The organism is Sphingomonas elodea ATCC 31461 (genome assembly GCF_000226955.1).
GTDB lineage: Bacteria > Pseudomonadota > Alphaproteobacteria > Sphingomonadales > Sphingomonadaceae > Sphingomonas > Sphingomonas elodea.
In genome coordinates, this window is record NZ_AGFU01000068.1 from 1 (window position 1) to 15717 (window position 15717).

The window sequence follows — 15717 nt, forward strand, 5'->3', positions numbered from 1 at the left end:
CCACCCCCCCCCCCCCCCCCCCCCCCCCCCCCCCCCGCCCCCCCAGCCAGTAGCGGCGGCCGCGCTCGTCCTCGACGCGGAAATAGTCGCGCGTGGCATGGATTTCGGTCGCGCGCTTCCACCATTCGCCATGGATGCGCTCGGGCCCGTCGGCGCGGACCACCTCGTGCCGCTCGCCCCGCCAGGTGAAGCGGCGCGGCGGCTGGTCGGGCAGCTCGGCGACCACGAAGTCCAACCGCTCAGGGCGACGCAGCAGGCGGATCGGGCGGGGCCAATCAGGGTGCCAGGGCGGCAGCGGGGCATGGCGATCCAGCTGACGGACATCGTCGGCCTTCATCGGCGGGGCTGCGCGCTCGGGCGGGTCGAGCGGCGGGAGGGCCGCGGCCGAGCGCTCGGGCACGTCGCTTTCCACTGCCTGCATCCGCCACAGCCGCGCCATGCCGATCCGCGTCGCCAGCGCGTCGATCAAGGGCGCGAGATCGGGCACCGTCTCGGCATCCAGCCGCTCGTCGACCGGGAGCGCGCCCAGCGGTTCGCTGCGCAGCAGATGCAGCGTCATCGCATCAAGGCCATAGCCTGGTTCGATCTGGTCGATCCGGCGCGCGAGCAGGCGCAGTAGATGCGCGGGGTCACGGCTGGCGCGGGCGAGGCCGATGCCGATCCGCTGCGGCACGCCGTCGACGCGGTCGGCGACCAGCCCGATCCGCCGCGCACCCTGCCCCGCTTCCGCCAGCGCTTCGGCGAGACGGTGGACGAGATCGCCCAGCCAGTGCGCGATCGCCTCGGGGGTTGCGATCGGTTCGGCGAAGCGCTGGGTGACGGCGATCGGCTCGGGCGGAGTGACGGGGGTGACCGGCTCCGGGATGCGCCCTAGCGCCTGATCGAGTCGCGCGGCGATCGTGGTGCCGAAGCGCCGGACCAAGGGCGCGCGGGGGAGAGCGGCGAGCTGGCCGATGCTGTCGACGCCGAGGCGGTGGAGCAGGTCGATCGCGTCGCTTTCCAGCCGCAGCGCCTCGACGGGCAGGGGGGCGAGCCACGCGCCATGCTCGCCGGGCGGGCAGCGCAGCAGCGTCTCGGCGCGGAAGCGGGCGAACGCTCCGGCAGCACCCGGCGTATCGGCGACGGCGATCCTGCTCCTGACCCCCAGCCGGGTGAGCAGCGCGTGCAGCCGGTGCAGCATGGCCGCCTCGCCGCCATGGAGGTGCGCAACGCCGGTCAGGTCGAGCAACAGCAGGTCGTCGCCGGCGATGCTGACGCTCGGCGACCAGCGCCGGGCGAGGCTGTGCGCCAGCCGTTCGAGATCGGCATGGTCACCGTCCGGGTCGGCGGGGTTGATGCGCAGTTCGGGCACCAGCGCGCGCGCCTGGGTGAGCGCCATGCCGATACGGATTCCCGCCGCCAATGCCGTAGGGCAGGCGGCTACGACCTCGCTGCGGCTACCGGTGCGGCGGGAAAGGATGCGGGGGGCCTCCACAACCCCTTCGTCATCCCGGCAAAAGCCGGGATCCTTTGCCTTCTCCGCTGGGGAAGGCGCCGAACCCGACAGGCGAATGGATCCCGGCTTTCGCCGGGATGACGGGTGTGTGGTGGGCGCAGGCGTATCAACGGGCGTAGCAGCCGCGCGCGCCGCCAGCGGCAACCGCACCACCCCGCCACCCGCCACCCCGCCACCCTCGTCGGGCCGCATCCGCTTGAAGACCGGCTCGGCCGCCTCGCTGCGCCGGCCGAGTTCGCGCATCGGCGGTCGCTGGTGGGGCGGAAGTGCGGCGATCGCGGCGTCGCGCGCGGCGCGGGCCCAGCGCGCACCCGGCCGCCAGCCGCCGCCGCGCTGGACGGAGCACGCCGCCTCCTGCTCGGTTTCCGCCAGCGCCTGGATGGGCGCGAACGCGTCGTCGGAAGGCGAGTCGGGGGAAAGAGGGTGCGCCCGCTCAGGCGGCGGCGCGCGCCGCTCCGCCCGCCGCACGCGGTCGAGCGACCAGTGGGGCAGGAAGAGCGCAGCGACCCGTTGCATCGCAGGCCTCCACCAAGAGTTGGAATGCTTCTCCCCCCCGTTGCCGCGCCAGCGACACGTCCCAGCGCGGCCGGCCGACCCCCTCCACCGGCAGCGGCGCCGAGGGCGCGCAGCCGATCCGCCAGCGCGTCACCGCCGCCGACGGCGCCCCCAAGGGATCGCTCCCCTCGCGCGCATGGCGCTTGAGCAGCAGCGCGATCGTGCGCCCGCCCTCCGCCACCAATTGCAGCCGCCGCGTTGCCGGCATGGCGACGCGCTTTACTTCGCCGATCACCGCGCCCAGCCCGCGATGGCGCAGCCCTTCTTCCATGATCGCGAGCAGTTCGTCGTCGTCGCGCGCCTCGGCATAGATCACCCGCTTGGGATCGAGCCCCACCTGCGCCAGCCCGGGGGCGAACAGGTCGCGCCGCCGCACCACCCACAGCACCGGGCCCCAGCAGCGCGCGGCGATCCCGCCCAGGAACGTGGTGGCGGCGCAATCATCGGTCAGGTCGGGCGTGGCGCCCGAAATCTCGTGCAGCGCATCGAGCCGCAGGCCGCCGTCCGCCAGCCGCGAATCGAGCCGCTCCAGCCCGAACGGCAGCACCGGGCGCCGACGGAATCCGGTGCCGTCGATGGCGCTGAGCATTGCGCGCAACTGGTCGAGAGTGGCAGGATCGGGCACGGCGACTCACTCGGGGGTTGATGACAGGTCCGACTCGTTCGTTCCTATTTTGTTCCAATTCGGCCGGGAGTCAATCGGACTCCGTGTCCCAAATTTTTAGGCCAGCGCTGCTGACCCATCTCGACAGGCTCGTTGAAATTTTATAACACGTCCGCGCAATTCGAGTCCGTGCGTTGTCCGTGGCGACACGGCCGTATTTGATGGAGAGACCATGACGGTGGACGCCCCGCGCGCCAACCTGCCGCCCTTATCGCTGCATGTCCCCGAGCCGCGCTTTCGCCCGGGCGACGAGGCCGATTTCAGCGATCTTGTCGTGCCCCCCGCCGGCGCCGCGCGCCGCCCGGATACCGCCGAGCCGGCCGATCGATTCCACGAACTCGCCTATGGCCTGGTCCGCGTGCTGGATGACGCAGGCAACGCCGTCGGCCCCTGGGATCCACGGCTCGATGCCGAGGCGAAGCGGAAAATGCTGCGCAGCATGGCGCTGACCCGCGCGTTCGACGAGCGCATGTTCCGCGCCCAGCGCCAGGGCAAGACCAGCTTCTACATGAAGTCGACCGGCGAGGAGGCAGTGTCGGTCGCCGCCGCGCTGGCGATGGCCGGCGACGACATGTGCTTCCCCAGCTATCGCCAGCAGGGCATCCTGATCACCCGCGGCTATCCGCTGGTCGAGATGATGAACCAGATCTACTCGAACCGGGGCGATCCGCTGCAGGGCCGGCAGCTGCCGATCATGTATTCGTCGAAGGAAACCGGCTTCTTCTCGATCTCCGGCAACCTCGCCACGCAGTACCCGCAGGCGGTGGGCTGGGCGATGGCGAGCGCGGCGCGCGGCGACACCCGCATCGCCGCCACCTGGTGCGGCGAAGGCTCGACCGCGGAAGGCGACTTCCACTCGGCGCTGACCTTCGCCACCGTCTATCGCGCCCCGGTGATCTTCAACGTCGTCAACAACCAATGGGCGATCTCGAGCTTCTCGGGCTTTGCCGGTGCCGAGGCGACCACCTTCGCGGCGCGGGCGATCGGCTATGGCATCGCTGGGCTGCGCGTCGACGGCAACGATGCGCTGGCGGTCTATGCGGCAACGCAGTGGGCGGCCGAGCGCGCGCGGACCAACCAGGGCCCGACGCTGATCGAGCATTTCACCTACCGCGCCGAGGGCCATTCGACCTCCGACGATCCCAGCGCCTATCGCTCGGCCGGCGAACCCAATGCCTGGCCGCTCGGCGATCCGATCCGGCGTCTGAAAGACCATCTGATCGGCTTGGGCGAATGGGACGAGGAACGCCACGCGGCGATGGACCTCGAACTCGCCGAGACGGTGAAGCGCGCGCAGAAGGAGGCCGAGAAGAACGGCATCCTCGGCCACGGCATGCACCAACCGTTCGAGACCATGTTCGAGGGCGTGTTCGAGGAGATGCCCTGGCATTTGAAGGAACAGAGCGACCAGATGATCGCCGAGCGCAAGGCTGCGGGCATATGAGCGCCGCCCCCCGGATGAACATGATCCAGGCGATCAACTCCGCCATGGACGTGATGATGGAACGCGACGACCAGGTCGTCGTGATGGGCGAGGATGTCGGCTATTTCGGCGGCGTGTTCCGCGCGACCGCCGGGCTCCAGGCCAAATACGGCAAGACCCGCGCGTTCGATACGCCGATCACCGAGATCGGCATCATCGGCGTGGCGATCGGCATGGGCGCCTATGGGCTGCGCCCCGTACCCGAGATCCAGTTCGCCGATTATATCTACCCGGCGCTCGACCAGCTCGTGTCCGAGGCCGCCCGGCTGCGCTATCGCTCGAACGGCGATTTCACCGCGCCGATCACGGTGCGTTCGCCCTATGGCGGCGGCATCTTCGGTGGGCAGACGCACAGCCAGTCGCCTGAGGGCATCTTCACCCATGTCTCGGGCATCAAGACGGTGATCCCGTCGACCCCCTATGACGCCAAGGGCCTGCTGATCGCCGCGATCGAGGACAACGACCCCGTTCTCTTCCTCGAGCCCAAGCGCATCTATAACGGTCCGTTCGACGGCCATTATGATCGCCCGGCCAAGAACTGGACCGCGCATCCGGCGAGCGAAGTTCCGACAGGCTATTACCGCGTCGAACTCGGCAAGGCCGCCACGGTCCGCGAGGGCGAGGCGGTGACCATCCTTTGCTACGGCACGATGGTGCATGTGGTTGCAGCCACGATCGAGGAGCTGGGCGTCGACGCCGAGATCATCGACCTGCGCACCCTCGTGCCGCTCGACATCGAGGCGATCGAAGCCTCGGTCAAGAAGACCGGTCGCTGCATGATCGTCCATGAGGCGACGCGCACCTCGGGCTTCGGTGCGGAATTGTCCGCGCTGGTGCAGGAGCGCTGCTTCTACCATCTCGAAGCGCCGATCGCCCGCGTCACCGGCTTCGACACGCCCTATCCCCACAGCCTCGAATGGGCCTATTTCCCAGGTCCCGTGCGGATCCGCGAGGCGCTCAACAAACTCCTCAAGGACTGACCCCATGGCGCGTTTTACCTTTCGTCTGCCGGACATCGGCGAGGGCATTGCCGAGGCCGAGATCGTCGCCTGGCACGTGAAGATCGGCGACCGCGTGGAGGAAGACCAGCAGGTCGCCGACATGATGACCGACAAGGCCACGGTGGAGATGGAGTCGCCCGTCTCCGGCGTGGTGGTCGAACTCGCCGGCGAGGTGGGGGACCAGGTGCCGATCGGCTCGGCGCTGATGGTGATCGAAGTCGAGGGTGAGGCTGCGGCCGAGGCGGAGACGCCGGTCGAGGAGCAGGTCGAGGCCGAGAATCCCGGCGTGGAGCAATCGATCCTCCCCGGCACGGGGAGGGGGACCGCCGGCGAAGCCGGTGGTGGAGGGGGAGCGTCGCTGGACGACTCCGCCGAAGCTGCGCCAGCATCCCCCGCCGAGCCCCCCCTCCACCATCAGCCTGCGGCTGATGGTCCCCCTCCCCGTTCCGGGGAGGATCCTAAGATCCTCGCCTCCCCCGCGGTGCGCGCCCGCGCCGCCGACCTCGGCATCGACCTCGCGCAGGTGAAGCCTGCCGAGGGCGACCGCATCCGCCACGCCGACCTCGATGCGTTCCTCCGCTATGGTAGCGCGCAGGGCTATCACGCGCCCCACGCTTCCCGCGCCCGCGAGGATCAGCCGGTGAAGGTGATCGGCATGCGCCGCCGCATCGCCGAGAACATGGCCGCGTCGAAGCGCGCCATCCCGCACTTCACCTATGTCGACGAGATCGACGTCACCGCCCTCGAAGCGATGCGCGCCGACCTCAACGACAATCGCGGCCAGCGCCCCAAGCTGACCATGCTGCCGTTCCTCATCGTCGCGCTGTGCCGCACCCTGCCCGACTTCCCGATGCTCAACGCCCGCTATGACGACGAGGCCGGCGTGGTCACCCGCCATGGCCGCGTCCATCTCGGCATGGCGACGCAGACCGATGCGGGGCTGATGGTGCCGGTGATCCGCGACGCGCAGGATCGCAACGTCTGGCAGCTGGCGAGCGAGATCACCCGCCTGGCGGACGCCGCGCGCACCGGCAAGGCGAAGTCCGAGGAGCTGAGCGGCTCCACCCTCACCGTCACCTCGCTTGGGCCGCTGGGCGGCATCGCGACGACGCCGGTGATCAACCGGCCCGAAGTGGCGATCATCGGCCCCAACAAGATCGTCGAGCGCCCCGTGTTCCACGGCGACGAGATCGTTCGCGCCAAGCTGATGAACCTGTCGATCAGCTGCGACCACCGCGTCGTCGACGGCTGGGATGCGGCGAGCTTCGTCCAGGCGGTGAAGAAGCTGCTCGAGACGCCGGTCCTGCTCTTCGCCGACTGAGCATGGCGCACGTCCTGCTCCGCTATACCCTGGCGCCCGACTATCTCGCGCGCCGGGGTGCCTTGCGGGAGGCGCATCTGGCGCTCGCCTGGGCCGCGGCGGATGCGGGCACGCTGTTGCTCGGCGGCGCCGTGGGTGATCCGCCGGAGAGCGCGCTGCTGCTGTTCGGCGATGCGGAGGCCGCCCGGCACTTTGCCGCGCAGGATCCCTATGTGACCGAAGGGCTCGTCACCCGCTGGGAGGTGTTGCCCTGGACCACGGTGGTGGGGGCGGAAGCGACGACGCCGCTCCGCCCCGTCGGGTCACTGCGAGACGAAGACCGACTGGCTTAGCGCGTCGCGCACGGCCTCGCGGCCTTCCAGCATGCGGTTCCGCTCGCTGCGATTCAGCTGCTCGGCCTCCGCTGCCAGCTGCTGGCGCGTGCCCTGGATCTTGCGGAATGCCGCGTCATCGGCAGGCGCGCGGAAGCCGAACAGGCCGCCCAGATTGTACCAGCCGCGACGGGCGAGCAGCAAGCAAAGTTGGTGCGTCGCATCGAGCATGGCCAGCCGGTTGGCCTGGCGGGGATCCGCACCATCGGTGCCGGCCATCGTCGCGATGCCCTGTTTGGCGGATTCGGCCAGCCGCGCCTCGGCGATGGCCTGGCGCAGCGCCTGCCGCTCGGCCGCCTGCGTCGCCCCTGCCTTTTCGGTATCGCTGCGCAGCGCCACGAATGCCGCGCAATTGCCGATCGCGCGCGGATCCTGCGTAAGCAGATACGGGCTGTTGAGCGCGGCCGCCCCGAGGCGGGAAAAACCTTCGCCATAGCGTTGCCGCGCTGCCGTCTCGGCCGCCGCGACTGCCGCGAACCGGCGCGAGATCGGCCCGCGGCCGGCGGCGTCTCCGGGGAAACGCAGCGTGCCGTCCGGCGCCGGCTCGACATCGGCGAAGCTGCTCGCGTCTGCGCGCGCACGGCTCTGGAACTGGCCGTTGGCGACCAGCCCGGCCCCGGCGCCGGTCGCGGCCAGTACCAGTGCGGCGCCGGCCCGCCACCCCATGCTTGCACCGCGCAGCGCCACCAGCAGGGCGACGATCCACAGCACCAGGCCGAATCCGGCGCCCGCGGCGATCAGCAGCGGCAGCGGCTGGGGCGGCAACAATAGCGGCGCAGCGATGGCGGCAAGCACTAGCAGGGCGATGCCCGCCAGCGTGGCGAGTAGTGGCGTAGAAACGGGCGCGGCACGGGCCGCGTCGACATCATGGTCGGTCATGGTTCCCCCCAAAAGGATGGTCCAAGCCTATCAGCCGGGATGCACTTCGCAATCCCGCGCAAGCAAGGGTATGGATCTTGTACGGGGCGCGGCTTGCGCTGCAGCGCAGCAACGCGCATCCAGAAAGCATGACCAAGTCCCAAGGCGCCGATCGCAACGGCCTTTTCCTCGGCGTCGCCGCCTACAGTCTGTGGGGCGTGTTGCCGCTCTACCTGCATCTGTTGCAGGCGGTGCCGGCGCTGCAGGTGCTGTCGCACCGCGTTCTGTGGTCGCTGCTGCTGCTCGCCGCGATCGTCGTGGCGCTGCGCCGGGTGCGAAGCATCGCGGCTGCGGCGCGGGGGCGGACGCTGCTGTTTCTGCTCGGCAGCGCGGCGCTGATCGCGATCAACTGGCTGGTCTATATCTGGGCGGTCCAGCACGCGCACGTGCTCGATGCGAGCCTCGGCTATTTTATCAATCCGCTCGTGAACGTGGCGCTCGGCATGCTGGTGCTCGGCGAGCGGCTGCGGCGCTGGCAGGGTGTGGCCATCGGGCTGGCGGCGCTGGGCGTGCTGCTGCTGGCACTCCACGGCGTCGGCAGCCTGTGGATCCCGCTGGCGCTGGCGCTCAGCTTCGGCGCCTATGGCCTGCTCCGCAAGGTCGCGGCGATCGACGCGCTGGGCGGGCTGACGGTGGAGACGCTGCTGCTCGGGCCGGCGGCACTGGCGGTGCTGCTTTGGGCGCAGCATAGCGGCACGGCGTCGTTCGGCAGCGCGACGCGGATCGACCTGCTGCTGATCGCGGCAGGTGCCGTCACCGCGACCCCGCTCTTGCTGTTCGCCGCCGCCGCCAAGCGGCTGCCCTATGCGACCATGGGGCTGCTCCAGTATATCGCGCCGACGCTGCAATTCCTGGAAGCGGTGCTGCTGTTCGGCGAGCCGGTGCTGCCCGTCCACCTCGCCACCTTCGCGCTGATATGGTCCGGCTGCGCGCTCTACGCGTGGGACAGCGTGCGGGCGTACCGAACGGCGGTGCGGGGGTAACGCCCCTCCCGCGATCGGGAGGGGCGCACCAGGTTCAGCCCTCGCGGCGGCCGAGCAGGCGCAGGCGCAGCGCGTTGAGCTTGATGAAGCCTGCCGCATCGCGCTGGTCGTAGGCGCCCTGGTCGTCCTCGAAGGTCACCACCTTCTCGCTGTAGAGCGAATAGGGCGACTTGCGGCCGGTGACGATCACGCTGCCCTTGTACAGCTTCAGCCGCACGGTGCCGGTGACCTTCTCCTGGCTGTAATCGACCGCGGCCTGCAGCATCTCGCGCTCGGGCGAGAACCAGAAGCCGTTGTAGATCAGCTCGGCATAGCGCGGGGCCAGCTCGTCCTTGAGGTGCGCGGCGCCGCGATCGAGCGTGATCTGCTCGATGCCGCGATGGGCGAGGTGATAGATGGTGCCGCCCGGCGTCTCGTACATGCCGCGCGATTTCATGCCGACGAAGCGGTTCTCGACCAGATCGAGCCGGCCGATGCCGTGCTTGCGGCCGAGCTCGTTGAGCGCCGTCAGCAGCGTGGCGGGCGACATCGCCTGGCCGTTGAGCGCCACGCCGTCGCCGCGCTCGAAATCGATCGTGATCGTCTCGGGCATGTCGGGCGCGTCTTCCGGGTTCACCGTGCGCGAATAGACGTAATCGGGCACTTCCTCCCACGGATCCTCGAGCACCTTGCCCTCGGACGAGGTGTGGAGAAGGTTCGCGTCGGTCGAGAAGGGCGATTCCCCGCGCTTGTCCTTGGTCACCGGGATCTGGTGCGATTCGGCGAACTCGATCAGCTTGGTGCGGCTGGTCAGGTCCCATTCGCGCCACGGCGCGATCACCTTGATGTCCGGGTTGAGCGCGTAATAGCCGAGCTCGAAGCGGACCTGGTCGTTGCCCTTGCCGGTGGCGCCGTGGCTCACCGCATCGGCGCCGACCAGCTTGGCGATCTCGATCTGGCGCTTGGCGATCAGCGGCCGCGCGATCGAGGTGCCGAGCAGGTACAGACCCTCGTAGAGCGCGTTGGCGCGCATCATCGGGAACACATAGTCCTTCACGAATTCCTCGCGCACGTCCTCGATGAAGATGTGCTCGGGCTTCACGCCGGCCATCTCGGCCTTCTTGCGCGCGGGTTCCAGCTCCTCGCCCTGGCCGAGATCGGCGGTGAAGGTGACGACCTCGCAGTTATAGGTCTGCTGCAGCCATTTCAGGATCACGCTCGTGTCCAGGCCGCCCGAATAGGCGAGGACGACGCGATTGATCTTATCCGACATGGGGCAGCGACTCCGGGGAAAAAAGAGAAAGGGAAACGCGGGGCCTCTAGGGTTCCCGCGCCTTCCACGCAATATCCGCCGTATCCCCGGCGCGGGACGGTCAGTCGTGGCGCAGCCTCTCCTCGGCCTGCGCCATATAGTCCCGCGTGATCGGCAGCGCGGTGCGCGAGCGGGAGAATTGCAGCTGATAGTTGACCAGCCCGCCGTTCACGAAGCTGACGTAGCAGCCCGCCAGATAGAAGGTCCACATCCGGTAGAAGCGTTCGTCGTACAGATCGACGATGGCGTCGTGCGCGGCGACGGTGCGGTCGTACCAGGCCTTGAGCGTATGGCCGTAATGGAGGCGCAGCACTTCGACGTCTGTGAGGAAGTAGCGCAGCCCCTCATAGCCCTGCGCGATTTCCGACAGCGCGGGAATGTACCCGCCGGGGAAGATATATTTGAGGGTGAAGGCGTCGGTATAGCCCGGCGCCCCTGCCCGACCGATCGTGTGCAGCAGCATCACCCCTTCGGGCGTCATCAGGTCCCGGCACTTGGCGAAGAAGGTGCGGTATTGCGGCGTGCCGACATGCTCGAACATGCCGACCGAGACGATCCGGTCGAACTGCCCCTCCAGAGCGCGATAGTCGATCAGCTCGAACGTCACCTTGTCCGCCACGCCTGCCGCCTCGGCGCGTTCGCGGGCGATCTTGAGCTGCTCTTCGGAGAGGGTGATGCCCAGCACCTCGGCGCCGGTCTTGGCGTGGATGTAGAGCGCCATGCCGCCCCAGCCGCAGCCGATGTCGAGCACGCGCATGCCGGGCTCGATCGCCAGCTTGGCGACGATGTGCGCCTTCTTGTCGGCCTGGGCCTGCTCCAGGCTGTTGCCCGGATCGGTGTAATAGGCGCAGCTATATTGCCGGTCGGCGTCGAGGAACAGGTCGTACAGCCGGGCGGAGAGGTCGTAATGGTGCGCGACGTTCTGCTTCGACTTGCGCGCCATGTTCTTGCGGCCGAGCCAGTGGGCGATCTTGCCCATCGCCTGGCTGAGCGCGGAGGGGTTGAGCACCGTGTTGCTCTTCTCCCAGGCATTGTTCGCGGTCACCAGGTTGAGCAGATCGAGGATGTCGCCGGAATCGAGGTTCAGGCTGCCGTCCATATAGGTCTCGGCGGTGCCGAGAGAAGGATCGCGGACGATGCGGCCTTCGGCCCCCTTGGCCAGGCGCATCGTCACCGGCTTCAGCTCGGGATCGGGGCTGCCAAAGCTGCGCGAGCTGCCGTCGGGTCGTATCAGGGTAAGCTGGCCGCGCTTCACGGCGCGGTCGAGAAAGCGATCAATCAAGGCCATGTCGATCCCGTATGCGGCTTTTGTTTCAGCAGTATCCGGCGCACATTTCCAGCCGAGCCTCGGCCGGCGAAAACGCGTTACGGATAGACAACGAACGCCAATGGACCGCCCGAGTTCAACGACGCAGAAAAATCAGATGCCCGCATACCACTGATAGCCGCTCGAATCCTCCCAGGTGCCGCCCTTGCCCTTGCCGATACCGGCGAGCGAAGCCACCGCCTCGATCCCGACGAGATACTTGGCCTGCTTGTAGCCCAGCTGCCGCTCTACCCGCAGGCGAAGGGGCGCGCCATGGCCCACGTCGAGCAGCCGGTCGTTGAGCGCCCAGGCGAGGATGGTCTGGGGATGGAAGGCGTCGATCAGGTCGATCGATTCATAATAGCCGCCATCGCCATAGCGATCGGCACAGTGGAAGACGATGTAGCGCGCGTTGCTGCTGATCCCGGCGGCATTCAGGATCGTGCCGAGCTGCGGCCCCTGCCACTTGCCGATCGCGCTCCACCCTTCGACGCAGTCGTGCCGGGTGATCTGTGCGCGTTGGGGCATGTGCTGGAGCTGGGCGAGCGTCAGCTGCATCGGGCGCGCGACCATGCCGCTCACCTTCAGCCGCCAGTCGGCAAATCGGGTGCCCGCCCAGATATTATACTCGGGCGTGTTCGGATGGTGGGTGCCGTTCACCCGGAAGATCGGACTGCGCTGCTCGGGTCGGAACTCGGTGGCGAGCGCGCCGCGGCCGATCGACCGCTGGAGGAAGCGGTGCGCCTCTTCGGCGCTCGCCAGCACCGGGCTGTCGGTGAAGCGATCGCAGCCGGTGAGCAGCCCGGCGGCGCCACCGATCAGCAGGTTGCGACGGGTGAGGATCATGGCTGCTTCTCCGTCGGCACGCGCCACCAGCCGGTGATCATCGAGCGGAGCTCGTTGATCGGCCCGGCGAGCAGCACGAGCGTCAGGTGGACGAGCAGGAAGACGAGGATCGCTCCCATCGCGATAAAGTGCACCGAGCGCGCCGATTGCCGCCCTCCGAAGAGTGCGGTCAGCCAGGGCCAGGCCGCGTCCATTCCCGGCGACAGGGCCAGGCCGGACAGGATCACCCCCGGCAGCAGCACGAACAGCGTGCCGACATAGGCGAGCTTCTGGAAGATGTTGTAGGCGCGCGGATTCCTGGGATCGTGGAAGCGGAGCGCCAGATGATCTTTTAAATCCTTCCACAAATGGCCGGGACCCAGCTCTCGCGCGCGAATGCGCAGGTCGCGCAGGATGTGGCCGTTCCCCAGGCTCCACAGCAGATAGACCAGCAGCCCGAAGGCAAGCACCAGCGCGAAGAAGAAGTGCCAGTGCCGCGCGCCGGCGAGGCTGTAATAGGAGGGGAGGGTCACCCAGCCGGGGAAGCGCGGCAGCTCCAGCCAGGCCGCATCGAAATTCGCGCCATATTGCCCCCAGTAGAGCCGGGGATGCGCGTTGAAGATCATCAGCCCGCTGCCGACCATGATCAGCAGCGCGATCGCGTTGATCCAGTGCCACAGTCGGGTGATCAGGCGGTGGCGGTAGATCCGCTGCGTCCGCTCTGGTGGACCTTCGGCCATGTGCGCTTCCTTCCCTGGACGTGGCGATTGTAGGAGATTCGCAGCAGGAGCGGAATCGGTTTCAGGTCCGCCGCAAAATTCCGGAGCCGCGATGCCCATCGATTTCCATTTCTACGAACCCGCTTCCGGCCACGGCCTTGCGCATGATCCGCTGAACGCCATCGTCGGGCCGCGGCCGATCGGGTGGGTGAGTACCGTCTCCGCGACCGGGGTGCGCAATTTGGCACCCTATAGCTTCTTCAACCTGTTCAACTATCGGCCGCCGATCCTGGGCTTCGCCTCGACCGGCTGGAAGGACAGCGTCGCCAACATCGCCGAGACCAAGCAGTTCGTCTGGAACCTCGCCACGCGCCCGCTTGCCGAGGCGATGAATGCCAGCGCCGCGATGGCCGGACCGGAGGTGGACGAGTTCGGCCTGGCAGGCCTCGAGACGCTGCCGTCGCGCACCGTCCGCCCCGATCGCGTCGCCGCCAGCCCGGCGCAGTTCGAATGCGCCCTCACCCAGCTGATCCGGCTGGAAACGAAGGAGGGCGGGGACGTCGATACCTGGCTGGTGCTCGGCGAGGTGACCGGCATTCATATCGACCGCGCCATGCTGGAAGACGGGGTCTACCAGACGGCGCGCGCGCGCCCGATTTTGCGCGGCGGCGGGCCGGCCGATTATTTCGAAATCCGCGAGGACGCGCTGTTCAGGATGTTCCGTCCGCGCTGAGCTTGGGCTCGGGCAGGATCGGCGGGGTGGAATCCGGATAGGTTAGCCACGTCTTCCAAAGCCACTGTGTGCGGGCTTGGGTTAGGTCGATACGGCAGTTTAACAGCATCGCACCCCGAATCGTCCCGCCCCAATGGGCATAGACCGCGTCGCACTCGCCCCTGCGCCAGGCGATCCACCGGCCTTGCGCTTCGTCGAAGGCCTTGGCCACCGTCACGCCGTCTGCCGTCGCCCGCTTGCGGGCCGCGACGAGATAGCGGTTCATCTCCACCTCGGCGGCATTGCTGGTGCGCGCGAGGCACGTTTCCATCTCCACCGTGGTCTTCGCATCGACACAGCGGGGGGTGGGGGCGGTGAGCGCCAGGGCGAGCAGAAGCAGCGACATGGCCGCACCCTACCCGCAGAATCGGGCAGGGCTCAACCGAGTGCTGCGAACTTCTCTTCGGCCTCGCGGTCGAGCTGGGCGCGGCTCTTCTTTTCCGACGCGGTCTTCAGCTGGCCGCATGCCGCATCGATGTCGCGCCCGCGCGGGGTGCGCACTGGCGCCGAGATGCCCGCCTCGAACACGATGTTCGAGAAGGAGCGGATCCGCTCCGGCGTCGAGCATTCGTACGGCGCGCCGGGCCAGGGGTTGAACGGGATCAGGTTCACCTTGGCGGGCAGCTTGTACTTGCGCAGCAGGCGGACGAGCTCGCGGGCATCGGCGTCGCTGTCGTTCTTGTCCTTCAGCATCACATATTCGAACGTGATGCGCCGGGCATTGTTGGCGCCCGGATAATCGGCACAGGCCTGGAGCAGCTCCTCAATGCCGTATTTCTTGTTCAGCGGCACGATCTCGTCGCGCACGTCCTTGGTGACCGCGTGGAGCGACACCGCCAGATTGACGCCGATCTCCTCGCCCGCGCGCGCCATGATCGGCACCACGCCCGAGGTGGAGAGCGTGATGCGGCGCTTGGACAGCGCGAGCCCGTCGCCGTCCATCACGATCTGCAGGCCGGCCTTCACCTGGTCGAAATTGTACAGCGGCTCGCCCATGCCCATCATCACGATGTTGGTGAGCAGGCGGCCCTCGGGCTGGCTCGGCCATTCGCCGAGCGCGTCGCGGGCAAGCATCACCTGGCCGACGATCTCGCCGGCGGTGAGGTTGCGCACCAGCCGCATCGTGCCGGTGTGGCAGAAGCGGCAGTTGAGCGTGCAGCCCACCTGGCTGGAGACGCACAGCGTGCCCCGATCGGCGTCGGGGATGAACACCATCTCGTAATCCTGCCCGTCGGGCGAGCGGAGCAGCCACTTGCGGGTGCCGTCGTTCGAGACCTGCGCCTCGACCACCTCGGGGCGGCCGATCACGAAGCGCTCGGCCAGCCACGGGTGCTGCGCCTTGGCGATGTCGGTCATCGCCGAAAACTCGGTCGCGCCGCGATTGTAGATCCAGTGCCACAGCTGCTTGGCGCGCAGCTTGGCCTGCTTGGGCTCGAGCCCGGCGGCGGCCAGCGCCTCGCGGATCCCGTCGCGGGAAAGACCGATCAGGTCGGTACGGCCATCGTCGCGCGCGGCGGGAGCTCGCGGCACGGGCACGGGATCGATGTGCCCGGGGATGGGCATGGGGGCGGCCGACACTGTCTGCATCGCGTGCATATAGGCGAAAATGCCGCGCTTTTCCAGCGGCGTGATTCCGGACGCCGCCGTCCCGTGGCGGGTCATGCCGTCCCGCAGGAGCAACCGCCCATCGTGAAATGGGTGTGAAGCGGAAAACTCAGCCCCACTGTTACGTTACAGGGGTGCAAAAGAGTTTCATTGTTGCGAGGAGTTGATGATGAAAATGATGTTTTCGAGCCTGGCCGCGGCCAGCGCACTGATCGCGTCGGCAGCGGTCGCCCAGACCACTACCCCCGCGCAGACGGAGCCTGCCCAGACCACGCCGGCACAGCCGGCGACCAGCGAGCCGGCCCCGGCTCCCCAGGATCAGGGCACGATGGGCGCAGGTACGGCGTCGGCATCGACCTTCACCGATACGGAAGTGAAGCAATATGCCACGGCGGCGTTGGCGGTGAA

The 15717-nt window shown here is 68.2% G+C and carries 15 protein-coding genes and 1 pseudogene; 7 read left to right on the plus strand and 9 right to left on the minus strand.

Features of this window, described 5'->3' with window-relative positions; genetic code table 11:
- Together KK7_RS21030 and KK7_RS0116635 are read right to left on the minus strand one after the other, a co-directional pair.
- The coding region (locus tag KK7_RS21030; RefSeq protein ID WP_010545776.1) for a Y-family DNA polymerase at nt 1–2011 on the minus strand (2011 nt) is incomplete at its 3' end.
- Nucleotides 1929–2639, minus strand: a complete 711-nt coding sequence (locus KK7_RS0116635; RefSeq protein WP_010545777.1) for an ImuA family protein — start codon at nt 2637–2639, stop codon at nt 1929–1931. The genes KK7_RS0116635 and KK7_RS21030, both read right to left, overlap by 83 nt.
- 247 nt (nt 2640–2886) lie before the next feature.
- On the opposite strand from KK7_RS0116635, the gene KK7_RS0116640 reads away from it, so the two are divergent.
- Genes KK7_RS0116640 through KK7_RS0116655 form a run of 4 tightly spaced genes read left to right on the plus strand, consistent with a single transcriptional unit; the run spans nt 2887 to nt 6851 of the window.
- A complete protein-coding gene (locus KK7_RS0116640) occupies nt 2887–4158 on the plus strand; it encodes a 3-methyl-2-oxobutanoate dehydrogenase (2-methylpropanoyl-transferring) subunit alpha (RefSeq protein WP_010545778.1) in 1272 nt (423 codons plus the stop codon).
- A gap of 14 nt (nt 4159–4172) precedes the next feature.
- Complete coding sequence (locus tag KK7_RS0116645) at nt 4173–5177, plus strand: alpha-ketoacid dehydrogenase subunit beta (protein ID WP_010545779.1); 1005 nt, start codon at nt 4173–4175, stop codon at nt 5175–5177.
- Between the two features lie 4 nt (nt 5178–5181).
- Nucleotides 5182–6519 carry a dihydrolipoamide acetyltransferase family protein gene (locus tag KK7_RS0116650; protein ID WP_010545780.1) on the plus strand — a complete coding sequence of 446 codons (1338 nt, stop codon included), beginning with the start codon at nt 5182–5184 and terminating at the stop codon, nt 6517–6519.
- Between the two features lie 2 nt (nt 6520–6521).
- Nucleotides 6522–6851, plus strand: a complete 330-nt coding sequence (locus KK7_RS0116655; RefSeq protein ID WP_010545781.1) for a YciI-like protein — start codon at nt 6522–6524, stop codon at nt 6849–6851.
- Here the strand turns inward: KK7_RS0116655 and KK7_RS0116660 are convergent.
- Nucleotides 6822–7769 (minus strand): hypothetical protein, encoded by a 948-nt coding sequence (locus tag KK7_RS0116660; protein ID WP_010545782.1) that lies wholly within the window; start codon nt 7767–7769, stop codon nt 6822–6824. The two genes, KK7_RS0116655 and KK7_RS0116660, sit on opposite strands and share 30 nt — an antisense overlap.
- 128 nt (nt 7770–7897) lie before the next feature.
- On the opposite strand from KK7_RS0116660, the gene rarD reads away from it, so the two are divergent.
- Entirely contained in the window at nt 7898–8791 is an 894-nt protein-coding gene (rarD, locus tag KK7_RS0116665) for an EamA family transporter RarD (RefSeq protein ID WP_029623374.1), read from the plus strand.
- Nucleotides 8792–8825: 34 nt separating this feature from the next.
- On the opposite strand, the gene KK7_RS0116670 is transcribed toward rarD, so the two are convergent.
- The 4 genes from KK7_RS0116670 to KK7_RS0116685 all read right to left on the minus strand — a co-directional run bounded on the left by KK7_RS0116670 (nt 8826) and on the right by KK7_RS0116685 (nt 12953).
- Nucleotides 8826–10043, minus strand: coding sequence for an argininosuccinate synthase (locus KK7_RS0116670; protein WP_010545784.1), 1218 nt, complete (start codon nt 10041–10043; stop codon nt 8826–8828).
- Nucleotides 10044–10143: 100 nt separating this feature from the next.
- On the minus strand, nt 10144–11370 hold the full coding sequence (locus KK7_RS0116675; protein WP_010545785.1) for an SAM-dependent methyltransferase: 1227 nt from the start codon (nt 11368–11370) through the stop codon (nt 10144–10146).
- 132 nt (nt 11371–11502) lie between these two features.
- Complete coding sequence (locus tag KK7_RS0116680) at nt 11503–12234, minus strand: molybdopterin-dependent oxidoreductase (protein ID WP_010545786.1); 732 nt, start codon at nt 12232–12234, stop codon at nt 11503–11505.
- Nucleotides 12231–12953: a cytochrome b/b6 domain-containing protein gene (locus tag KK7_RS0116685; protein WP_010545787.1), complete on the minus strand. Its 723-nt coding sequence runs from the start codon at nt 12951–12953 to the stop codon at nt 12231–12233. Before KK7_RS0116685 ends, KK7_RS0116680 begins: the two co-directional genes overlap by 4 nt.
- A 91-nt stretch (nt 12954–13044) precedes the next feature.
- Between KK7_RS0116685 and KK7_RS0116690 the strand changes: the two genes are divergently transcribed.
- A complete protein-coding gene (locus tag KK7_RS0116690) occupies nt 13045–13665 on the plus strand; it encodes a flavin reductase family protein (RefSeq protein ID WP_010545788.1) in 621 nt (206 codons plus the stop codon).
- On the opposite strand, the gene KK7_RS0116695 is transcribed toward KK7_RS0116690, so the two are convergent.
- Nucleotides 13643–14050, minus strand: coding sequence for a lysozyme inhibitor LprI family protein (locus KK7_RS0116695; protein WP_010545789.1), 408 nt, complete (start codon nt 14048–14050; stop codon nt 13643–13645). The two genes, KK7_RS0116690 and KK7_RS0116695, sit on opposite strands and share 23 nt — an antisense overlap.
- 32 nt (nt 14051–14082) lie before the next feature.
- Complete coding sequence (rlmN, locus tag KK7_RS0116700) at nt 14083–15267, minus strand: dual-specificity RNA methyltransferase RlmN (protein WP_420186424.1); 1185 nt, start codon at nt 15265–15267, stop codon at nt 14083–14085.
- Nucleotides 15268–15484: 217 nt separating this feature from the next.
- Here rlmN and KK7_RS0116705 point away from each other — a divergent pair.
- A pseudogene (locus KK7_RS0116705) lies at nt 15485–15717 on the plus strand (hypothetical protein); the annotation flags it as partial.

What these genes read in the sequence shown, in the direction of transcription:
- KK7_RS0116635 (WP_010545777.1), bottom strand. Translation starts at nt 2,639, where the DNA reads ATGCTCAGCGCCATCGACGGCACCGGATTCCGTCGGCGCCCGGTGCTG.
- KK7_RS0116640 (WP_010545778.1), top strand. Translation starts at nt 2,887, where the DNA reads ATGACGGTGGACGCCCCGCGCGCCAACCTGCCGCCCTTATCGCTGCAT.
- KK7_RS0116645 (WP_010545779.1), top strand. Translation starts at nt 4,173, where the DNA reads ATGAACATGATCCAGGCGATCAACTCCGCCATGGACGTGATGATGGAA.
- KK7_RS0116650 (WP_010545780.1), top strand. Translation starts at nt 5,182, where the DNA reads ATGGCGCGTTTTACCTTTCGTCTGCCGGACATCGGCGAGGGCATTGCC.
- KK7_RS0116655 (WP_010545781.1), top strand. Translation starts at nt 6,522, where the DNA reads ATGGCGCACGTCCTGCTCCGCTATACCCTGGCGCCCGACTATCTCGCG.
- KK7_RS0116660 (WP_010545782.1), bottom strand. Translation starts at nt 7,769, where the DNA reads ATGACCGACCATGATGTCGACGCGGCCCGTGCCGCGCCCGTTTCTACG.
- rarD (WP_029623374.1), top strand. Translation starts at nt 7,898, where the DNA reads ATGACCAAGTCCCAAGGCGCCGATCGCAACGGCCTTTTCCTCGGCGTC.
- KK7_RS0116670 (WP_010545784.1), bottom strand. Translation starts at nt 10,043, where the DNA reads ATGTCGGATAAGATCAATCGCGTCGTCCTCGCCTATTCGGGCGGCCTG.
- KK7_RS0116675 (WP_010545785.1), bottom strand. Translation starts at nt 11,370, where the DNA reads ATGGCCTTGATTGATCGCTTTCTCGACCGCGCCGTGAAGCGCGGCCAG.
- KK7_RS0116680 (WP_010545786.1), bottom strand. Translation starts at nt 12,234, where the DNA reads ATGATCCTCACCCGTCGCAACCTGCTGATCGGTGGCGCCGCCGGGCTG.
- KK7_RS0116685 (WP_010545787.1), bottom strand. Translation starts at nt 12,953, where the DNA reads ATGGCCGAAGGTCCACCAGAGCGGACGCAGCGGATCTACCGCCACCGC.
- KK7_RS0116690 (WP_010545788.1), top strand. Translation starts at nt 13,045, where the DNA reads ATGCCCATCGATTTCCATTTCTACGAACCCGCTTCCGGCCACGGCCTT.
- KK7_RS0116695 (WP_010545789.1), bottom strand. Translation starts at nt 14,050, where the DNA reads ATGTCGCTGCTTCTGCTCGCCCTGGCGCTCACCGCCCCCACCCCCCGC.
- rlmN (WP_420186424.1), bottom strand. Translation starts at nt 15,267, where the DNA reads ATGCCCATCCCCGGGCACATCGATCCCGTGCCCGTGCCGCGAGCTCCC.